We start from the raw sequence: 18,086 nt of genomic DNA on the forward strand, positions 1-18,086 counted from the left end.
GCCGCGGCTGGCAGGCGAGCGTCGCCCCCTACCGCCCGCCGTGGAGGCCGCGCGCGCCCGCCTCACCGCGTACTGAGGCTCCGCGTAAGGCGGGGAGCGCGTCAGGCGTCGCGGGCGGCGGCCCGGCCGCGGGCCAGCAGCACCGTGAACGCGGTACCGGCCAGCGCCACCGCGCCCAGCGCCCACCCGGTCGCGTACTCGGCGTGCCGGGTCGAACCGCTCGACTCCGCCGCGGTCAGGAACAGCGTCCCGATCGTCGCGACGCCGATCACCTGGCTGATCTGCATCAGCGTCAGCAGCAGCCCGCTGGCGTCCGCCGCGTCCGCGGCCGGGACGTGCTCCAGCCCCGCCGTCATGATGATCGACATGACCCCGAGGCCGAACCCGATCACCGCGGTGAGCGCCTCGTACGCGACGCCGCCGCCGGCCAGCGGGCCGACGCACAGGTAGCCCGCCGCCGCGATCGCGAACCCCACCGGGATCACCCTCCGGTGCCAGCGGACGGGCAGCCGCTGCCAGTTCAGCCCCACCAGCGCGAACGCGGCGACGCACGGCACGAACGCCAGCCCCGACCGGAGCGGCGACATCCTCAGGTCGCCCTGCAGGTGCAGCGTCGTCGTGAACAGGAACGAACCCCACGTCCCCGGCGCCAGCATGAGCGCCCCGCAGGCGGGCAGCAGCCGCGGCGCCCGCAGCACCCGCGGCGAGACCAGCGGCCGGCCGCCGCGCGCCGCCACGCCCCGCTCCACCGCGACGAACGCGGCGAGGAACGCGGCGCTCGCCGCCAGCGAGAACCACCCCCATAGCGGCCAGCCCAGCTCGTGTCCGAGGATCAGCGGGACGACGAACAGCAGCACGGCCGGCGACAGCGTGAGCAAGCCCCGCAGGTCGAGGTCCCCGCCCCGCGCGCCGCCGCCGTCGCGCGGCAGCAGCCGCGGCCCCGCCACCAGCAGCACCGCGCCGATCGGGACGTTGACGAGGAACACCGTCCGCCAGCCCGCGCCGAACAGGTCCGCGCTCACCAGCAGCCCGCCGGCGGCCTGGCCGACGACCACGCCGCCCGCGATCACCGCCGAGTAGAAGCCCAGCGCGCGCGCCCGTGCCGCGCCGGTGAAGTTCCGCTGGATCATCGACATCACCTGCGGCGTCATCAGCGCCGCCCCGGCGCCCTGCAGGAACCGGAACCCGACCAGCGGCCAGGTGGACGGCGCCAGCCCGCAGGCCAGGGACATCACCGTGAAGGCGGCCAGCCCGGCGTGGTACGTCCGGCGGTGCCCGGCGATGTCGCCGAGCCGCGCCCCCGTGATCAGCAGCACGGCGTAGGTGATGGTGTAGCCGGCGACGATCAGCTGCAGTCCCGCGCCGGACGCGTGCAGGTCCGCCCGCATCGTCGGCAGCGCCACGTTGACGATGTTCACGTCGAGGATGGCCATGAACTGTCCCAGCAGCAGGAGGCCGAGGACGAGGCCTCCGGGACCGCTCCGCGCATCCCGCTCGGGAATGACCCCGCGCAGATCGGTTGTCTGTGTCATGGGAACGACACTGGCGCCGATCCGGTACCGGTAACGAGAGCCCCTTGATACTGGTACTGGCAGCACCTGGCAACGACCCCGCGCGAAGGGCAGGCTGGAACGGTGACGACGACCGGAACGGCGACCGGGCGCAGGACGTCCCGGCGCCGCACCGAACTGGCGGAGTTCCTGCGCAGCAGGCGCGAGCGGATCACCCCGCACGAGGTCGGCATGCCGCCGGGGCAGCGGCGCCGCACGCCCGGCCTGCGCCGCGAGGAGGTCGCGCAGCTCGCTGGGGTCGGCGTCACCTGGTACACCTGGCTCGAGCAGGGCCGCCCGATCAACGCCAGCACCCAGGTGCTGGACGCCGTGGCCCGCACGCTGCGCCTCGACGGCGCCGAGCGCGAGCACCTGTACCGGCTCGCCGAGGTGCCGGAGGCGGAGCCGCCGGACGAGGCCCGGCAGCTGCCCGAGGACATGCAGACGATCCTCGACGAGCTGCTGCCGCTGCCCGCGGCGGTGTGCAACGCCCGCTCGGACGTGCTCGCCTGGAACGCCGCCTTCACGGCGATCTTCCCGTGCCTCGAGACGTTCCCGCCGTGCGAGCGCAACACGATGTGGATCACGTTCACGACGCCGTCGTGCTGCAACCCGGTCGGGAACATGGCCGAGGAGATGCCGATGCACGTCGCGGTGTTCCGGTACCGCTACAGCCGGCACATGAACGAGCCGGGCTGGAAGGAGCTGGTCCAGCGGCTCCAGGCGGCCAACCCGGAGTTCGCGCGGCTGTGGGCCGAGCACGAGGTCGCCCTGCCGGGCCCGCGCGTGAAGGTGTTCCGGCACCCCGTGGTGGAGGAGATCCGCACCCGCACCACCAACCTCGACATCACCGGGTCGGCGGGCGCCCGGCTGGTCGTCTACACGCCCACCGACGACGAGAGCCGCGAGCGGATCTCCTGGCTGCTGGCCCACCCCGAGCTGGCCGCGCCGTCCCACCGGCACTGATCAGCGGCCCCGGGCGCGGGCGCGGCGCGCGATCACCGCGAGGTCCGCCGCCGCGATCGCGGCGACGATCACGCAGACCACCGCCGCGCCCCAGGCCGTCCCGCTCCCGTCGCGGTTCGCGACGATGCCGAACACGATGGCCGCCGCGGCCGCCGCCACCAGCGCGACGCCCGACAGGACCGCCCGCAGGCCCAGTGCGCTCCGCGCGGTCAGCGGCTCGTTCCCCGCCGGCTCGCGGTCCTCGTGGTCGTCGCAGCCCTCGTCGTCGCGGCCCTCGTCGTCGCGGCGGTCGTCGTCAGGCCCCGGGCTCCCGGCGGTCACCGGGCGAACGTGCCGACGAGCGTGCCCGACGCCACGACCTTGTCCTCGACGGCGTCCCGCAGCTCCTCCGCGGTGAAGCCGTCCCGCAGCCCGGACGGCTCCGACAGCCCGTACAGGCGGAAGAAGTAGCGGTGCGGGTCGTCGCCGGCCGGCGGCTTCGGCCCGCCGTAGCCCTCCGTCCCGTAGTCGTTGCGGCCGAGGACCGCGCCGGTCGGCTGCTCCCCGGCGTCCAGGCCGGTGGTGACGGGGTCGATGCCGGCGACCAGCCAGTGCGCGAACGTCCCGACGGGGGCGTCCGGGTCCTCGCAGGCCAGCGCCAGCTCCACCACCTCCTCCGGGACCGGCGACCACTCCAGCGGCGGCGACACGTCGCCCCGGTCGTGCGAGTACTCCGACGGCATGAGCGTGTGATCGTCGAATGCGGCACTGCGCAGCGTCATCTCTTCCATGCGCCCGTCGTGCCCGGTCCGGCAAGGACGATGCACACCTCCGATTACTCGGCGCTGGACGCCGCCCAAATGTTGATGCCCGCCTCCACCGCGTCCCGGTCGATCGCCTCCAGCTCGTCCGGCGTGAAGTCGAGCCGGTCCAGCGCGGCGAGGTTCTCCTCCAGCTGCGCGACGCTGCTCGCGCCGATCAGCGCCGAGGTGACCCGCGCGTCCCGCAGCGACCACGCGAGGGCCATCTGCGCGAGCGACTGGCCGCGCCCCCGGGCGATCTCGTCGAGCGTCCGGACGTGCCGGACGTTCTCCTCGGTGAGCAGGTCGCTGGAGAACGAGGTGTTCCTGCTGGCCCGCGACCCCTCGGGGATGCCGCCGAGGTACTTGCCGGTGAGCATGCCCTGCGCCAGCGGCGAGAACGCGATGCAGCCGACGCCCTCCTCCTCCAGGGTGCCGAGCAGGCCGCCCTCGATCCACCGGTTCAGCATCGAGTAGGACGGCTGGTGGATCAGCAGCGGCGTCCCCATCTCCCGCAGGATCCGCGCGGCCTCCGCGGTGCGCTTCGGCGAGTACGACGAGATGCCCGCGTACAGCGCCTTCCCGGACCGGACGGCGTGGTCCAGCGCGCCCATCGTCTCCTCCAGCGGCGTGTCCGGGTCGAACCGGTGGCTGTAGAAGATGTCGACGTAGTCCAGCCCCGTCCGCTTCAGGGACTGGTCGAGGCTGGCGAGCAGGTACTTGCGCGACCCCCATTCGCCGTACGGGCCGGGCCACATGTCGTAGCCGGCCTTCGTCGAGATGATCAGCTCGTCCCGGTAGGGCGCGAGGTCCTCGCGCATGATGCGGCCGAAGTTGGTCTCCGCCGACCCGTAGGGCGGCCCGTAGTTGTTGGCGAGGTCGAAGTGCGTCACCCCGAGGTCGAACGCCCGCCGCAGGATCGCCCGCTGGACGTCGATCGGGCGGTCGTCGCCGAAGTTGTGCCACAGCCCGAGCGAGATCGCGGGGAGCCGCAGCCCGCTGCGCCCGCACCGCCGGTAGGGAAGTCGTTCGTATCGGTCGCCGTCGGCCGTGTAAGTCATGGTCACGAGTATTTCAGCCCGCCGCGCGGGACCTCACGATGGTGGGCGGCGCGGCCGGTCAGGGCTCGGGGAGGGTGTGTTTGAGGACCTTGCCCGCCGGGTTGCGGGGGAGGGCGTCGAGGAAGACGACCTCGCGCGGGACCTTGTGGCGGGCGAGGTTGGCGGCGACGTGCTTCTTCACGTCGTCCTCGCCGAGGCCCCCGCCGCCGGCGGCGACGACGAAGGCGCGCAGGCGCTGGCCGAACTCCTCGTCGGGGACGCCGACGACGGCGGCCTCGGCGATGGCGGGATGCGCGGCCAGCAGGTCTTCGACCTCGCCCGGGTGGACGTTCTCGCCGCCGGAGACGATCATGTCGTCGGCGCGGCCGTCCACGTGCAGCCGGCCGCCCTCGTCGACGTGGCCGAGGTCGCCGACGGCCATCAGCCCGCCGACCTCCTCCTTGCCGCCCCCGCCGGTGTAGCCGCCGAACCGGGCGGGCGAGTCGACGAAGATCCGGCCGGTCGCGCCGGGGGCGACGGGGCGGTCGTCGTCGCCGAGGATCGCGACGGTCGTGCCGGCGGGCGGGCGTCCGACGCAGCCGGGCGCGGCGGCGAGGTCCTCGGGCGTGGCGATGGTGATGCAGGACGCCTCGGTGGAGCCGTAGAAGTTGTGCAGGACGGGCCCGAACGCCTCGGCGGTGCGGCGGGCGAGGTCGGGGTCCAGCCGCGCTCCGCCCGTGAGGATCACCTTGAGCCGGGACAGGTCGCGGGCGTCGAGGTCGGGCGAGGCGAGCAGCCGGTTCAGCATCACCGGGACGGCGATCAGCGACGTGCAGCGGTGCTCTTCGAGATCGGCCAGGACCGCGGCGGCGTCGAAGCGGCGGCGCAGCACGAGGGTGGAGCCGAGGCCGAGCGCGAGGACGGCGCAGGTCAGCCCGAACCCGTGGAACAGCGGCGGGCCGACGAACATCGCCTCGCGGCCCCGGAACGGCACCTTCGACAGGATGCCGCCGGGCAGCGCCATCGACGGCGACTGCGAGCGCGGCGCGCCCTTCGGCCGGCCGGACGTGCCGCTGGTGAGGATCACCATCGAGCCGTGCCGGAACGGCGCGGGCGGGGGAGCGGTGCCGCCTTCGGCGATGAGGCCGTCGAGATCGGCGTCGGTGTGGCGGGGCAGGTCGAGGCCGCCGGCGACCGCCGCGAACTCCTCGTCGTGCACCAGGACGGTGACGCCCTCGCGGGTCACGGCGTCGCGCAGCTGCGGCGCGGCGAAGTCGGTGTTGAGGAACAGCACGGACGCGCCGGTCTTGGCCGCCGCCGACATCGCCTCCAGCAGGCCGCGGTGGTTGCGGCACAGGATGCCGACGGTGGAGTCCGGGCCGACGCCGCGTTCCCGGAACGCGTTGGCGAGGGCGTTGCAGCGCCGCTCCAGCTCGGCGAACGTCAGCGGGCCCCGCTCGTCCACGAGCCCGACGCGGTCGGGGAAGCGCTGGGCGGGCAGCGAGGTGACGGCGCCGAGCGGCCCGTAGGCGCGCAGGGCGCGCGCCGCCCGCAGCAGCGCGGCCGGCGGCATCGGGCCGATCATCCCCGCGCGGGCGGCGGCGCGCAGGCCGGTCAGCTCGGCGGAGACGCGGGAGAGGGTGGGCATGCGCGCAGCGTAGTGAACGGAGGAACAGATCATCAAGATCTGTAACTTCGTTCGGGCGGGTCGTGAATGCCGAGTGAAATGTATACGTCTGGGGGTTTGACGGTAGTTTGCGGCTTTTCGAGCTTAGGGTGCCGGTGGTGGTTGGTAGGGCTCCCGGCACGGCAGGGGGAGGCCCGCGCGGGAGAGGCGGGCCTCGGCCGCGAGATCCGAGAGGACCACCATGACCGAGTACAACCCCTTCCCGGCCCCGTCGCGCGACCTGTGCGGCGCCATGCACGTCCACCGCCGGCTGCTGAACGAGAGCATGACCTACCGGGCGCAGCGCGCCCGCATCGAGAACCGGGCTCTCCAGTACGAGACCGGACGGCGCGCCTCCGTCCGCAGCGGCGTGGTGACCATCCCGGTCGTCGTCCACGTGGTGCACAACCCGAGCACCCCGGCGCAGAACATCGGCGACGCGCAGATCCACAGCCAGATCGACGTCCTCAACCGGGACTTCCGCGCCGCCAACCCCGACGTGTCGCGGGTGCCGGACGCGTGGAAGCCGCTGGTGGCCGACATCGAGGTCGAGTTCGCGCTCGCGACCGTGGATCCGCACGGCGCCCCGACGGAAGGGATCGTCAGGGCCGAGACGGACCGCACCGGCTTCGACTCGCACGACGCCGTGAAGGCGGCGGCCAGCGGCGGCGCCGACCCTTGGCCGAGCGACCAGTACCTCAACCTGTGGGTGTGCCAGCTGGGCGAGGGCCTGCTGGGCTATGCGCAGTTCCCCGGCGGCCCGCCGCAGACCGACGGCGTGGTCATCCTGCACTCGGCCTTCGGGACGACCGGCACCGCCGCTGCCCCGTACAACGGCGGCCGCACGGCGACGCACGAGATCGGGCACTGGCTCGACCTGTTCCACATCTGGGGCGACGACGACGGCGCGTGCAGCAACGACGACCGCGTCGCGGACACGCCGAACCAGGCGGACTCCAACGTGGGCAAGCCGGCGTTCCCGCACGTCAGCTGCAACAACGGGCCGAACGGCGACATGTTCATGAACTATATGGACTACGTGGACGACGACAGCATGTTCATGTTCACCCGCGGCCAGCGCGAGCGGGTCAACGCCTGCCTCGAGGGGACGCGCGCGTCGTTCCTCGTGGCGCACCAGGCCGCGCCCGCGACGCCCGCCGCGCCCGCGCCCGAGACGAGGCCGGCGGAGGCCCAGACTCCGGGGTACGTCGCCCAGGACGCCGACGTCGAACGGCTGCTCCACGACACCGAGCGCCTGACCCGGGAGGCCCTGACCGACATCCACGACGCGCTCGGGCTCGTCGGCCACCGCTTCGGCGGATGAGGGGACGATCGCCGGAGGAGGCGCCATGACCGGAGGAAGCGGCACCGAAGGCACGCCGGCCCCCGTCACGGGCACGTGGGTCCACGCCTTCGAGGAGGACACCCCGGCCGCGGCGGTGTACCGGCCGGAAGGCCGGCCGCTCCCTCCGGCCCGCCGCCCGCGGCGGCGCCTGGAGTTCCGCCCGGACGGCACCGTCACCGAGCACCGTCCCGCTCCCGACGACCGCCTCGCCGAGCGCAAGGGCCGCTGGGAGCGGCGGGGACCGGAGCGGATCGCCGTCGACTTCCCCGGCGGGCACGAAGCACCGCTCGTCATGTCCGTCTCCAGGGACGACGGCGACAGGCTCCTCGTCGAGAACTGACGCTCTTGCCGCAAAGCAGCATGTCGACAAAGAAACCCGTCCTGGGCTGTCATGTCTGCAAGGCGTGAACGCGCGCCGATCGTGGCAGGAAGAACCAGAGATATGCGGACGAGGAGGTCCCGGTGGTCGTGCTGCGCAGCTATGTGTCGGGTTCATGGCGTGCTCCGGAGGACGAGGGGGCGCCGTTGCACGACGCCGTCACGGGGGAGGAGATCGCGCGGATCTCCTCCGCCGGGGTCGACATGGGCGCCGCCCTGGACCACGGGCGGGCGGTCGGCGGGCCGGTGCTGCGGGAGCTGACGTTCCACCAGCGCGCCGCGCTGCTGAAGGCGCTGGCGTCCCACCTGCGGGAGCACCGCGAGGAGCTGTACGCGCTGTCCGCGCGGACGGGCGCCACGCTGGGCGACTCCAAGTTCGACGTCGACGGCGGCATCGGCGTGCTGTTCGGCTATGCGAGCAAGGGCAAGCGCGAGCTGCCGAACGACACGGTGCTGGTGGAGGGCGCCGTCGAGCCGCTCGGCAAGGGCGGCACGTTCGTCGGCCAGCATCTGTGCACCCCGTCGCACGGCGTCGCGGTGCAGATCAACGCGTTCAACTTCCCGGTGTGGGGGCCGCTGGAGAAGCTCGCGCCCGCGTTCCTCGCCGGCATGCCGAGCCTGATCAAGCCCGCGAGCCAGACCGCGTACCTGACGGCCCGGCTGGTCGAGCTGGTCGTGGAGTCGGGGATCCTGCCGGAGGGCAGCGTCCAGATGGTCTGCGGCGACCCGCGCGACCTGCTCGACCACCTCACCGAGCAGGACATCGTGGCGTTCACCGGCTCGGCCTCGACGGCGCGGCTGCTCCGCACGCATCCGGCGATCGTCGGCAACGCCGTCCGGTTCAACGCCGAGGCCGACTCGCTGAACTGCTCGGTCCTCGGCCCGGACGCGGCGCCCGGCACGCCCGAGTTCGACCTGTACGTCAAGCAGCTCGTCGCGGAGATGACCGTCAAGGCCGGGCAGAAGTGCACCGCGATCCGCCGCGCGCTCGTCCCCGCCGCGCTGATCGACGCCGTGACGGAGGCCGTCCAGGAGCGGCTGGCGAGGGTGACGGTCGGGAACCCGGCCGACCCGGACGTGCGGATGGGCGCGCTCGCCACCCTCGACCAGCGCGAGGAGGTCCGCCGGTCGCTCAAGGCGCTGACGGACGCGGGCCGGATCGTGTTCGGCGACCCGGAGCGGGTCGAGGTGAAGGGCGCGGACGCCGAGCGCGGCGCGTTCATGTCGCCGGTGCTGCTGCGCGCCGACGACACCGGGCGCGCCGAGCCGCACGAGGTCGAGGCGTTCGGCCCGGTCAGCACGCTCATGCCGTACGCGGACGCGGCGGACGCGATCGCGCTCGCGGCGCGCGGCCGGGGCAGCCTCGCCGGGTCCGTGGTGACCGCGGACGCGGAGTTCGCGCGTGACGTCGTCCTCGGCCTGGCGCCCTGGCACGGGCGGCTGCTGGTGCTGAACTCCGAGGACGCCAAGGAGTCCACCGGGCACGGGTCGCCGCTGCCCGCGCTCGTCCACGGCGGCCCGGGACGCGCCGGCGGCGGCGAGGAGATGGGCGGGATCCGCGGGGTCGTGCACCACATGCGGCGCACCGCCGTCCAGGCCGGTCCCGCGATGCTCACCGCGCTCACCGGCCGCTGGGTGCCCGGCACCGACCGCACCGTCACCGACGAGCACCCGTTCCGCAAGCACCTGGAGGACCTGCGGGTCGGCGACACCGCCGTCGGCGGGCCCCGCGTCGTCACGCTCGACGACATCGCGCACTTCGCCGAGTTCACCGGCGACACCTTCTACGCGCACACCGACGAGGAGGCGGCCCGCAAGAACCCGCTGTTCGGCGGCCGGGTCGCGCACGGCTACCTCGTCGTGTCGTTCGCGGCGGGGCTGTTCGTCGAGCCCGCGCCGGGGCCCGTCCTGGCGAACTACGGGCTGGAGAACCTGCGGTTCCTCACCCCGGTGAAGCCCGGCGACGAGCTGACGGTGACGCTGACCGCCAAGCAGATCTCGCCGCGCGAGGGCGCCGGCTACGGCGAGGTCCGCTGGGACACCGACGTCACCAACCAGGACGGCGCGTCCGTCGCCAAGTACGACGTGCTGACGCTGGTGGCCAAACGGCCCGCGCACGACTAGAACGGAAGAAGGGGGCGTCCGCGGGGAGACGTCGAAGCGCCGCCGGTCGACGGGGAGCACCCACCGATGATCAGTCCCCTGCACATCCAGACCGTGCGCGAGGTCGTGCGCACCGGGTCGTTCGCGGACGCGGCCCGCAACCTCGGGTACACCGCGTCCGCCGTCTCCCAGCAGGTCGCCGCGCTGGAGCGCGCCTGCGGGCTGGTGCTGTTCGAGCGCCGGGCCCGCAGCGTGCGGCCGACCAGCGCGGCGTTCCTGCTGGTCAGCAAGGGCAACGACGTGCTGTCGGCGATCGCCACGCTGGAGCGGGAGCTGCGCACCGTCGCCAGCGGCGAGCGCGGCGCGCTGCGGCTCGGCAGCTTCCCGACCGCCAGCGCCCGCATCCTGCCGCGGGTGCTGGCGGAGCTGTCGCGGATCCGGCCCGGCATCGAGATCAAGCTGTCCGAGGGCGAGCCGGACGAGCTGCTGCCGGAGCTGCTGGACGGCGACCTCGACCTCCAGCTCGTCTACCGGTACGACCTGTTCCCGCGCGGCTGGCCCGACCAGATCATCGAGACGCCGGTGATGCACGAGAACCTGGTGCTGTGCGTCCCGGCCGGGCATCCGCTGGCGGGCCGGCGCACCGCGCGGCTGCGGGACCTGCGGTCGGAGACGTGGATCGCCAGCCGCCCCGACAGCTGCGGCGCGCAGGCGCTGCTGCGGCTGTGCGGCACCGCCGGGTTCACGCCGAACATCGCTTTCCGCAGCAACGACTACGCGGTGGTGTGCGGGCTCGTCGGCTGCGGCCTCGGCATCGCGCTCGTCCCGGCGCTCGGCTGCGTCCCGCATCCGGGCCTGCGGACGCTGCGGCTGAGCCGCCGCACGCCGCGCCGCCACGTGACCGTGCTGCGCCGCACCTCCAACAGCAACCCGCTGGTGAAGGACGCCATGCGCGGGCTGATGGACGTGGCGCGCGACGTGGAGGCGGAGATCAGCGGCGCCACCGGCCCTTGAGCTCCATCGCGGCGCGCACGCGCTCCTGCGCGAGCGCCAGCGCCGCCTCGTGCGTGGTCGTGCCCTGCGCGCGGGCGGCGGCGAGCACCTTCGCGGTGTTGTCGCGCATCTTCGACGAGACCGCCGCGAACACCGCGCCGGGATCGGGTCGGAACGCCGAGTAGCGGGCGTCCATCGCGTACCCGGCCGCGACGACGCCTCCGGCGTTCGCCACGAAGTCCGGGACGACCGTGACGCCCCGCGCCGCGAGGACCCGCTGCGCCGCGCGGTCGGTCGGCAGGTTCGCGCCCTCCACGACGATCCGCGCCTGGATCCGGCCGGCGACGTCCTCGCCGATCACGTCCTGCAGCGCGGCCGGGACGAGGACGTCCGCGGGCACCAGCAGCTCGGCGCCCACGTCGAGGAGCCGTCCGCCGTACTCCTTCACCGCCGCGTCGCCGGCCTCGCCGCGCAGCGCGAGGAGGCGCGCGACGTCCAGGCCGTCGGGGTCGTGCAGCGCGCCGTGGACGGTCGACACCGCGACCACGGTCGCGCCCAGCTCCGCCAGGCGGCGCGCGGCGGCGTGCCCGACCGCGCCGAACCCCTGCACCGCGACCCGCGCGCCGGACAGCTCCAGACCGGCGTCGCGCGCGGCGGCGTCGGCGGCCTCCGCGACCCCGTACCCGGTGACGCCCAGCTCGTCGTAGGGCATGCCGCCCAGCGCGTGCGGGGTGCCGACCGCCGCGCCGCGGTCGCCCAGCTCGTCCTGGACGATCGCCGCGTCCCGCTCCGTCAGCCCCATGTCGAGGCCCGCGACGTACCGGGCCGGGATCTCCTGCGCCAGCGCCCGCACGAACGCCCGCAGGACCGCCTCCCGGTCCGGGGACGCGGGGTCGGCCGCGATCCCCGCCTTCGCGCCGCCGAAGAACAGGTCGGCGCCCGCCCACTTGTAGGTCATCACGCGGGCGAGCCGCGCGACCTCCGCGACCGTCACGGCCGGGCTCATCCGCATGCCGCCCTTGCCCATGCCGAGGGCGGTGTTGTCGATGACGAGGACGCCGCGCATCCCGGTCCGGGCGTCCGACACGCACACGACCCGCTCGGGGCCCCACTCGTCCATCAGCGCGAGCACGTCAGACACAGTTGATCTCCGGGCGGGGGCGGTCGCCGGCGAACCGCGCGGCGTGCAGGGGAGCGACGTCCACGAAGGGCTCGCGGCGCAGGTACAGGTCGCGGACGACCTCGCCGACCGCCGGGCCCTGCAGGAACCCGTGGCCGGAGAACCCGGTCGCGTACAGGAACCGGGACACCCGGCCGTCCTCGCCGATCAGCGCGTTGTGGTCGGGGGTGACCTCGTACAGCCCGGCCCATCCGCCGGCGAGGCCGGCGTCGAGGAGGCGCGGCGCGCGGGCGGCGATGGCGCCGGTGAGCCGCGGCAGCCACGCGTCCGTCCGGTCGAGCAGGAAGCCGGGCCGCTCGTCCGGGTCGGACATGCCGAGCATCAGCCCCTCGCCCTCGCCGTGGAAGTAGAACGAGGTCGTGAAGTCGATCGTCATCGGCACGGGACGCGGCAGGTCCGGCATCGGCCCGGTGAACGCGATCTGCCGCCGCAGCGGTTCCACCGGCAGGTCGACGCCCGCCATCGCGCCCACCCGCGCCGACCACGCACCGGCGGCGCACACGACGGCGGACGCGGCGATCCGTCCACGCGAGGTCTCCACCGCCCGGACCTCGCCGCCGGGCGCGTCGATCCCGAGCACCTCGCAGTGCGTCAGCAGCGTCGCGCCGTGCCGCCGCGCGGCGGTCGCGTACCCGAGGACGACCGACTCCGGCGTGCAGTGCCCGTCGTCGGGGGAGAACGCGGCGGCGAGGAGACCGCCGGTCTCGATGAGCGGGGACAGCCGCCGCGCCTCCGCCACCGTGATCATCCGGCTGGGCACGCCGAGCTCGTTCTGCAGGGCGACGCTCTCCTCGAACGCGGCGACGTCCTCGGGCCGCGACAGCAGGAACAGGTACCCGACCCGGTGCAGGTCGATCTCCTGCCCGGGACGCTCGCCGAACCGCGCGAACGCCTCCAGGCTGCGGGCGCCGAGGCGGATGTTCACCTCGTCGGAGAACTGCGCCCGGACCCCGCCCGCCGCCTTGCACGTCGACCCGGAGCCCAGCTCGTCCCGCTCGGCCAGCACCACCCGCACCCCGGCCTCGGCGAGGTGGAACGCGATGCTCGTCCCCATCACCCCGCCGCCGATGACGACGACGTCCGCCTCGTGCCCCATCGCTCGCCCCTACAGCCGGAAGCCCAGGTCGGGGACGATCTCGGCGACGTCCATCTGCGCCTTCTGCAGCCGCCCGGAATGGTCCCAGTTCATCGACTGCCAGCGGGTGAACTGGTCCAGCACCCAGACGCCCGACTGGCGGCTGCCGTTGCCGGACCGCCCGTTCCCGCCGAACGGCAGGTGCGCCTCCGCGCCGGACGTCGAGTTGTTCACGCTGACCATCCCGGCGGAGATCCGCCGCCGGAACCGGAACACCTTCGCCGGGTCCGTCGTGTAGATCGACGCGGACAGGCCGTATCCGGGCGCGTTCGCCAGCGCGATCGCCTCGTCCAGCGTCCGGTACGGGGCGACGCCGGCGATCGGGCCGAACGTCTCGTTCATGAACAGCTCGTCGCCGGGGCCGACGCCGTCCACGATCACCGGGTGGTAGAAGAGCCCGGGCTCGGGGTCGCCGGCGAACCCGGCGCGCGGGTTCGCCGCCGTGATCCGCCCGATGCCGGACGAGCCGTGCACGGCATGGCCGTCGCGGATCCAGCCGAGCGTCTTCTCGAACCCGTCGGCGAACCGCTCGCTGATCAGCGGGCCGTACAGGACGTCCTCGAACGGGTCGCCGACCGGCGCGGCGCGCACCGCCTCGTCCAGCAGCCGGACGAACGCGCCGTGCAGCGACTCGTGCACGATCACGGTGCCGAGGGACGTGCAGCGCTGCCCGGCCGTGCCGAATCCGGAGAACAGGGCCCCTTCGACGGCGAGCGGCAGGTCGGCGTCCTCGGTCACCACCATCGGGTTCTTCCCGCCGAGTTCCAGGCACGGCGTCTGCAGGTGCCGTCCGCACAGCTCGCCGATCCGCGACCCGACCTCCGTGGACCCGGTGAACCCGACCTTGTCGACGAGCCCCTCGCCGAGCGCCTGCTCCAGCCCGGCGTAGGTCTCCGGGCCGTCGGCGTAGACGACGTTGAGCACCCCGTCCGGCAGCCCCGCGTGCGCGAACAGCTGGTAGAACGCCTCGGCGCACGCCGCCGCGTACTCGGCGGGCTTCCACACCACCGCGTTCCCGCACAGCAGCGCCGGGACGATGTACCAGGACGGAACCGCGACCGGGAAGTTCCCCGCCGTGATCACGGCGACGACGCCGACCGGGTCCCGGAACGTGAACAGCTGCTTGTCCGGCATCTCGGACGGGACGGTCTGCCCGTACAGCCGCCGGCCCTCGCCGAGGAAGAACGCGCACGTGTCGGCGATCTCCTGGACCTCGCCGAGCGCCTCGGCGTACGGCTTGCCGACCTCGCGGGCGACGACGCGCGCCAGCGCGGGCTTGTTCGCCTCGACGAGCCAGCCGATCGACGCGACGACCTGCCCGCGGACCGGCGCCGGCACGTCGCGCCAGGCGTCCTGCGCCGCGCGCGCCGCCCGGCAGGCCCCGGCGAGGCCGGCGGCGTCCGCGAGGGACACCTCCGCGACCAGGTCCGCGGTCCGGGAGGGATCGGTGGAGCGGTACGAGCGCGGCCCCGCCGGGATCCGGGCGCCGCCGATGACGGAGGTGAGCACGGTTCCCACACTGAACCGGCCGCCGGGCGCGGCCAAGATCGGGCAGAGCGCGGCTTGCTTACCGCGAGGCCAAGCCCGGCTGACGCTTCGCCCGCCGAGCACGCGCGTTAAGCATCCCTTGGCCACCTGACAACCGGATCGTGGTCTCGCACCGGTCGACCCGGGCGGCGCGCGCGCACGATGCTCGTTACCGGACCGCTTCACCGCAATGCAGGAGCCCGCATGGCCGAGCCCGCCGACCTCCACTTCCTGGAGCAGGCCGCGTCGCTGAAGCCGCCGGGGACCCCGCGCGCGCCCGGCCCGCTCTCGGACGAGGAGTGCCTGCGGCTGTTCGACGCGCAGCTCGGGAGCCGGCACCTCGACCTCGCGGCGCGATGGCTGCGCGCCCAGGACCGCGGCTACTACACGATCGGGTCGTCGGGCCACGAGGGCAACGCGGCCGTCGCCGCCGCGCTGCGCCCCGACGACCCGGCGCTCCTGCACTACCGGTCGGGCGCGTTCTTCCTGGAGCGGGCCCGGCAGGCGGGCGAGGCGGACCCGCTGCGCGACGTGCTGCTCGGCGTCGTCGCTGCGGCCGAGGACCCGATCGCGGGCGGCCGCCACAAGGTGTTCGGCAGCCACCGCCTGCACATCGTTCCGCAGACCTCGACGATCGCCTCGCACCTGCCGCGCGCGCTCGGCGTCGCGTTTGCGATCGAACGGGCCGCGCGGCTCGGGGTCGCGTCGCCGTGGTCACGCGACGCGGTGGCGGTGAGCAGCTTCGGCGATGCGTCCGCGAACCACTCGACGGCGGCGGGCGCGATCAACGCGGCGGTCAACTGCGGCTTCCAGGGGCTGCCGATGCCGCTGCTGCTGGTCTGCGAGGACAACGGCATCGGCATCAGCGTCCGCACCCCGCCCGGCTGGATCGAGGCCGCCTACGGCTCGCGTCCCGGCCTCGCCTATTTCTCGGCCGACGGCGGCGACCTGGAGGACGCCTTCGAAGCGTCGCGCCGCGCCGGCGACTGGGTGCGCGAGCACCGCCGCCCGGCCTTCCTGCATCTGCGCTGCGTCCGGCTGATGGGCCACGCCGGGTCGGACGTCGAGTCCGCCTACCGCACGCCCGCCGAGATCGCCGCGGACCTCGCCGCCGATCCGCTGCTGCGCACGGCGCGCCTCCTGGTCGACCGGGGCATCGCGACGGCCGACGAGGTCGTCCGGCTCTACGAGGCCAAGCGGCACGAGGTGATCCGGCGCGCGGAACGGGTGAGGGACGCGCCGCGGCTGGCGTCCGCCGCCGAGGTGATGGCCCCGATCCGGTACCGCGAGCCGCCGCCCGGCGCTGAGGTGCCCGGGCGGGGCGAGCCCGTCACGGTCGCGCAGGCGATCAACCGGACGCTCGCCGACCTGCTCGACGAGCGTCCCGGCATGGTCGTGTTCGGGGAGGACGTCGCCCGCAAGGGCGGCGTCTACGGCGTGACGCGCGGGCTGATGAAACGGGCAGGGGCGGCGCGGGTGTTCGACACCGTCCTGGACGAGCAGTCGGTCCTCGGGCTCGCGCTCGGGTTCGGCCTCGCGGGCATGCTGCCCGTCCCGGAGATCCAGTACCTCGCCTACCTGCACAACGCCGCCGACCAGATCCGGGGCGAGGCGGCGACGCTGCCGTTCTTCTCGGCGGGGCGGTACCGGAACCCGATGGTGGTCCGCATCGCCGCCTACGCCTACCAGAAGGGGTTCGGCGGCCATTTCCACAACGACAACGCCGTGGCGGCGCTCCGCGACGTCCCCGGCCTCGTGATCGCCTCGCCCGCCAGGCCGGACGACGCCGCCGGGATGCTGCGCGCCTGCGCCGGCGCGGCCGAACGCGACGGCCGGGTCTGCGCGTTCCTCGAGCCGATCGCCCTTTACCACACCCGTGACCTGCACGAAGAGGGCGATGACGGGTGGCTGGCGCCGGCCGGCGGCACGGTCCCGCTCGGGCGCGGCCGCACCTACGGGGACGGCCGCGACCTCACCATCGCCACCTTCGCCAACGGCCTGCGGATGAGCCTGCGCGCCGCGCGCCGCCTCGAGGCGGATGGAGTCCGGTGCCGCGTGCTCGACCTGCGCTGGCTCGCCCCGCTGCCTGTGGACGACCTGCTGCGGGAGGCCCGCGCGACCGGCGCCGTCCTCGTCGCGGACGAGACGAGGCGGACGGGCGGCGTGTCCGAGGGCGTCCTGACGGCGCTCGCCGACGCGGGCTTCGGCGGCCGCGCCGCCCGCGTCGCGAGCGAGGACTCCTTCATCCCGCTCGGCGACGCGGCCTCCCACGTGCTGCTGTCGGAGGACGCCATCATCGAGGCCGCCGCGCGCCTGCTCGGCCGTCCCCGATGACGACGGCACGGGCGCGCCGACGGCGACGGTCCCGCCGCCCCGGGCCGGGGCGGCGGGACCGGTCACCGGGCTACTTCAGGGACGCCGGAACGTCGGCGGCGTCGCCGAGCCCGACCAGGTAGTCGGCGTACTCCTTGGCGTCGGCCTTCGTCACGAGCCGGCCCTGCAGCGTCTCGTCCGCCGCGACCTGCTTGCCCGCCAGGATGTCGGCGGCGAGCGCCATGACCTTCTGGCCGAGCGCGAACGGCGACTCGGCGTTGGTCGCGTACATGTCGCCCGCCGCGACGGCGGCCAGCGCGTCGGAGATGCCGTCGTTGCCGACGAGCTTCACCTTCCCGGCCAGGTTGCGGGCCTTCAGCGCGGACAGCGCGCCCATGGCCATCTCGTCGTTCGCCGCGTAGACGCCGTTGATGCCGGGGTTGGCCTGCAGCACGTTCGTCATCACGTTGAGCGCCTTCGCGCGGTCGAAGTCCGCGGCCTGCTTGGCGACGACCGTGATGCCCTTGTGCTTCGCGATCTCCTCGTTGAAGCCCTTGCTGCGGTCCTGCGCGACGTTCGTGCCGAGCAGGCCCTGGATCTCGACGACCTTGCCCTTCTCGCCGACGGCCTCGGCGAGCGACTTGGCGGCGTTGCGCCCCGCCTGGACGGCGTCGTAGCCGACGAACGTCGCGAGCTTGCCGCCGGACGGCTTGCGGTCGAACGCCATCACCGGGATGTTCGCGCCGTTCGCCTGCGTCACCGACGACGTCGCCGACTGGGTGCTGACCGGGTCGATGATGAGGATGCCGGTCTGCTTGGAGACGGCCGTCGTCGCCTGGTTCAGCGCGGCGGCGTCGCTGTTGTTGGCGTTCTGCACGTTCAGCTTGATGCCGAGCTTCGCCGCCTGCGCCTGCGCGCCGTTCTTGACGCTGACGAAGAACGGGTTGTTCAGCGTGCTCATGATGATCGTCGCGTCCTTCTTGCCGGACGCCTTGCCGGTGTCGGCGCCGGCGTCGTCGCCGGCGCGGCTGCACCCGGTGAGGGCGAGCGCGGCCGCGGCGGTCACGGCGATCGCGGCGCGGGTGGTACGGGCCACGCGCATGGGAATCTC

15 protein-coding genes are annotated in these 18,086 nt (G+C 74.0%); 6 read left to right on the forward strand and 9 right to left on the reverse strand.

Annotated features, from left to right (window positions below; translation table 11 throughout):
* Window positions 1–101 precede the first annotated feature (101 nt).
* Window positions 102–1,532, reverse strand: a complete 1,431-nt coding sequence (locus tag F9B16_RS32050) for an MFS transporter (protein ID WP_151543965.1) — start codon at window positions 1,530–1,532, stop codon at window positions 102–104.
* Between the two features lie 102 nt (window positions 1,533–1,634).
* Between F9B16_RS32050 and F9B16_RS32055 the strand changes: the two genes are divergently transcribed.
* Window positions 1,635–2,516 (forward strand): helix-turn-helix transcriptional regulator, encoded by an 882-nt coding sequence (locus F9B16_RS32055; protein WP_225992126.1) that lies wholly within the window; start codon window positions 1,635–1,637, stop codon window positions 2,514–2,516.
* Here the strand turns inward: F9B16_RS32055 and F9B16_RS32060 are convergent, their stop codons facing one another.
* Genes F9B16_RS32060 through F9B16_RS32075 form a run of 4 tightly spaced genes read right to left on the reverse strand, consistent with a single transcriptional unit; the run spans window position 2,517 to window position 5,983 of the window.
* Window positions 2,517–2,837, reverse strand: a complete 321-nt coding sequence (locus tag F9B16_RS32060) for a DUF6343 family protein (protein ID WP_192809090.1) — start codon at window positions 2,835–2,837, stop codon at window positions 2,517–2,519.
* On the reverse strand, window positions 2,834–3,286 hold the full coding sequence (locus F9B16_RS32065; protein WP_151543967.1) for a YbhB/YbcL family Raf kinase inhibitor-like protein: 453 nt from the start codon (window positions 3,284–3,286) through the stop codon (window positions 2,834–2,836). The genes F9B16_RS32060 and F9B16_RS32065 overlap by 4 nt, the downstream gene beginning before the upstream one ends.
* 44 nt (window positions 3,287–3,330) lie before the next feature.
* Entirely contained in the window at window positions 3,331–4,356 is a 1,026-nt protein-coding gene (gene mgrA, locus F9B16_RS32070; RefSeq protein WP_151543968.1) for an L-glyceraldehyde 3-phosphate reductase, read from the reverse strand.
* Between the two features lie 58 nt (window positions 4,357–4,414).
* Window positions 4,415–5,983, reverse strand: a complete 1,569-nt coding sequence (locus tag F9B16_RS32075; protein ID WP_225992127.1) for an AMP-binding protein — start codon at window positions 5,981–5,983, stop codon at window positions 4,415–4,417.
* 220 nt (window positions 5,984–6,203) lie between these two features.
* Here F9B16_RS32075 and F9B16_RS32080 point away from each other — a divergent pair, with 220 nt between their 5' ends.
* The 4 genes from F9B16_RS32080 to F9B16_RS32095 all read left to right on the forward strand — a co-directional run bounded on the left by F9B16_RS32080 (window position 6,204) and on the right by F9B16_RS32095 (window position 10,841).
* Complete coding sequence (locus tag F9B16_RS32080) at window positions 6,204–7,325, forward strand: zinc metalloprotease (protein ID WP_225992128.1); 1,122 nt, start codon at window positions 6,204–6,206, stop codon at window positions 7,323–7,325.
* A gap of 25 nt (window positions 7,326–7,350) precedes the next feature.
* A complete protein-coding gene (locus F9B16_RS32085; protein ID WP_151543969.1) occupies window positions 7,351–7,686 on the forward strand; it encodes a hypothetical protein in 336 nt (111 codons plus the stop codon).
* A 122-nt stretch (window positions 7,687–7,808) separates the two neighbouring features.
* Window positions 7,809–9,848: a phenylacetic acid degradation bifunctional protein PaaZ gene (paaZ, locus tag F9B16_RS32090; RefSeq protein ID WP_151543970.1), complete on the forward strand. Its 2,040-nt coding sequence runs from the start codon at window positions 7,809–7,811 to the stop codon at window positions 9,846–9,848.
* A 66-nt stretch (window positions 9,849–9,914) separates the two neighbouring features.
* Entirely contained in the window at window positions 9,915–10,841 is a 927-nt protein-coding gene (locus F9B16_RS32095) for a LysR family transcriptional regulator (protein ID WP_151543971.1), read from the forward strand.
* Here the strand turns inward: F9B16_RS32095 and F9B16_RS32100 are convergent.
* The 3 genes from F9B16_RS32100 to F9B16_RS32110 are packed head-to-tail and all read right to left on the reverse strand — an operon-like array spanning window position 10,819 to window position 14,644.
* Window positions 10,819–11,961: a Glu/Leu/Phe/Val family dehydrogenase gene (locus F9B16_RS32100; protein ID WP_151543972.1), complete on the reverse strand. Its 1,143-nt coding sequence runs from the start codon at window positions 11,959–11,961 to the stop codon at window positions 10,819–10,821. The two genes, F9B16_RS32095 and F9B16_RS32100, sit on opposite strands and share 23 nt — an antisense overlap.
* Window positions 11,954–13,096 carry an NAD(P)/FAD-dependent oxidoreductase gene (locus F9B16_RS32105; RefSeq protein WP_151543973.1) on the reverse strand — a complete coding sequence of 381 codons (1,143 nt, stop codon included), beginning with the start codon at window positions 13,094–13,096 and terminating at the stop codon, window positions 11,954–11,956. The genes F9B16_RS32100 and F9B16_RS32105 overlap by 8 nt, the downstream gene beginning before the upstream one ends.
* Window positions 13,097–13,105: 9 nt before the next feature.
* Window positions 13,106–14,644: an aldehyde dehydrogenase family protein gene (locus F9B16_RS32110; protein WP_225992129.1), complete on the reverse strand. Its 1,539-nt coding sequence runs from the start codon at window positions 14,642–14,644 to the stop codon at window positions 13,106–13,108.
* A 222-nt stretch (window positions 14,645–14,866) separates the two neighbouring features.
* Here F9B16_RS32110 and F9B16_RS32115 point away from each other — a divergent pair, with 222 nt between their 5' ends.
* The gene (locus tag F9B16_RS32115) at window positions 14,867–16,996 is read left to right on the forward strand and encodes a thiamine pyrophosphate-dependent enzyme (RefSeq protein ID WP_151543975.1); all 2,130 of its coding nucleotides are present in this window, start codon (window positions 14,867–14,869) and stop codon (window positions 16,994–16,996) included.
* Between the two features lie 70 nt (window positions 16,997–17,066).
* Here F9B16_RS32115 and F9B16_RS32120 read toward each other — a convergent pair whose 3' ends face one another.
* Window positions 17,067–18,077: a substrate-binding domain-containing protein gene (locus F9B16_RS32120; protein WP_151543976.1), complete on the reverse strand. Its 1,011-nt coding sequence runs from the start codon at window positions 18,075–18,077 to the stop codon at window positions 17,067–17,069.
* Window positions 18,078–18,086 lie beyond the last annotated feature (9 nt).

This window comes from Actinomadura montaniterrae (assembly GCF_008923365.1).
Classification (GTDB): Bacteria; Actinomycetota; Actinomycetes; order Streptosporangiales; family Streptosporangiaceae; genus Spirillospora; species Spirillospora montaniterrae.

Coding starts and splice junctions, on each gene's coding strand:
- F9B16_RS32050 (WP_151543965.1), bottom strand. CDS start 1,532: ATGACACAGACAACCGATCTGCGCGGGGTCATTCCCGAGCGGGATGCG.
- F9B16_RS32065 (WP_151543967.1), bottom strand. CDS start 3,286: ATGGAAGAGATGACGCTGCGCAGTGCCGCATTCGACGATCACACGCTC.
- mgrA (WP_151543968.1), bottom strand. CDS start 4,356: ATGACTTACACGGCCGACGGCGACCGATACGAACGACTTCCCTACCGG.
- F9B16_RS32075 (WP_225992127.1), bottom strand. CDS start 5,983: ATGCCCACCCTCTCCCGCGTCTCCGCCGAGCTGACCGGCCTGCGCGCC.
- F9B16_RS32080 (WP_225992128.1), top strand. CDS start 6,204: ATGACCGAGTACAACCCCTTCCCGGCCCCGTCGCGCGACCTGTGCGGC.
- F9B16_RS32085 (WP_151543969.1), top strand. CDS start 7,351: ATGACCGGAGGAAGCGGCACCGAAGGCACGCCGGCCCCCGTCACGGGC.
- F9B16_RS32095 (WP_151543971.1), top strand. CDS start 9,915: ATGATCAGTCCCCTGCACATCCAGACCGTGCGCGAGGTCGTGCGCACC.
- F9B16_RS32105 (WP_151543973.1), bottom strand. CDS start 13,096: ATGGGGCACGAGGCGGACGTCGTCGTCATCGGCGGCGGGGTGATGGGG.
- F9B16_RS32115 (WP_151543975.1), top strand. CDS start 14,867: ATGGCCGAGCCCGCCGACCTCCACTTCCTGGAGCAGGCCGCGTCGCTG.
- F9B16_RS32120 (WP_151543976.1), bottom strand. CDS start 18,077: ATGCGCGTGGCCCGTACCACCCGCGCCGCGATCGCCGTGACCGCCGCG.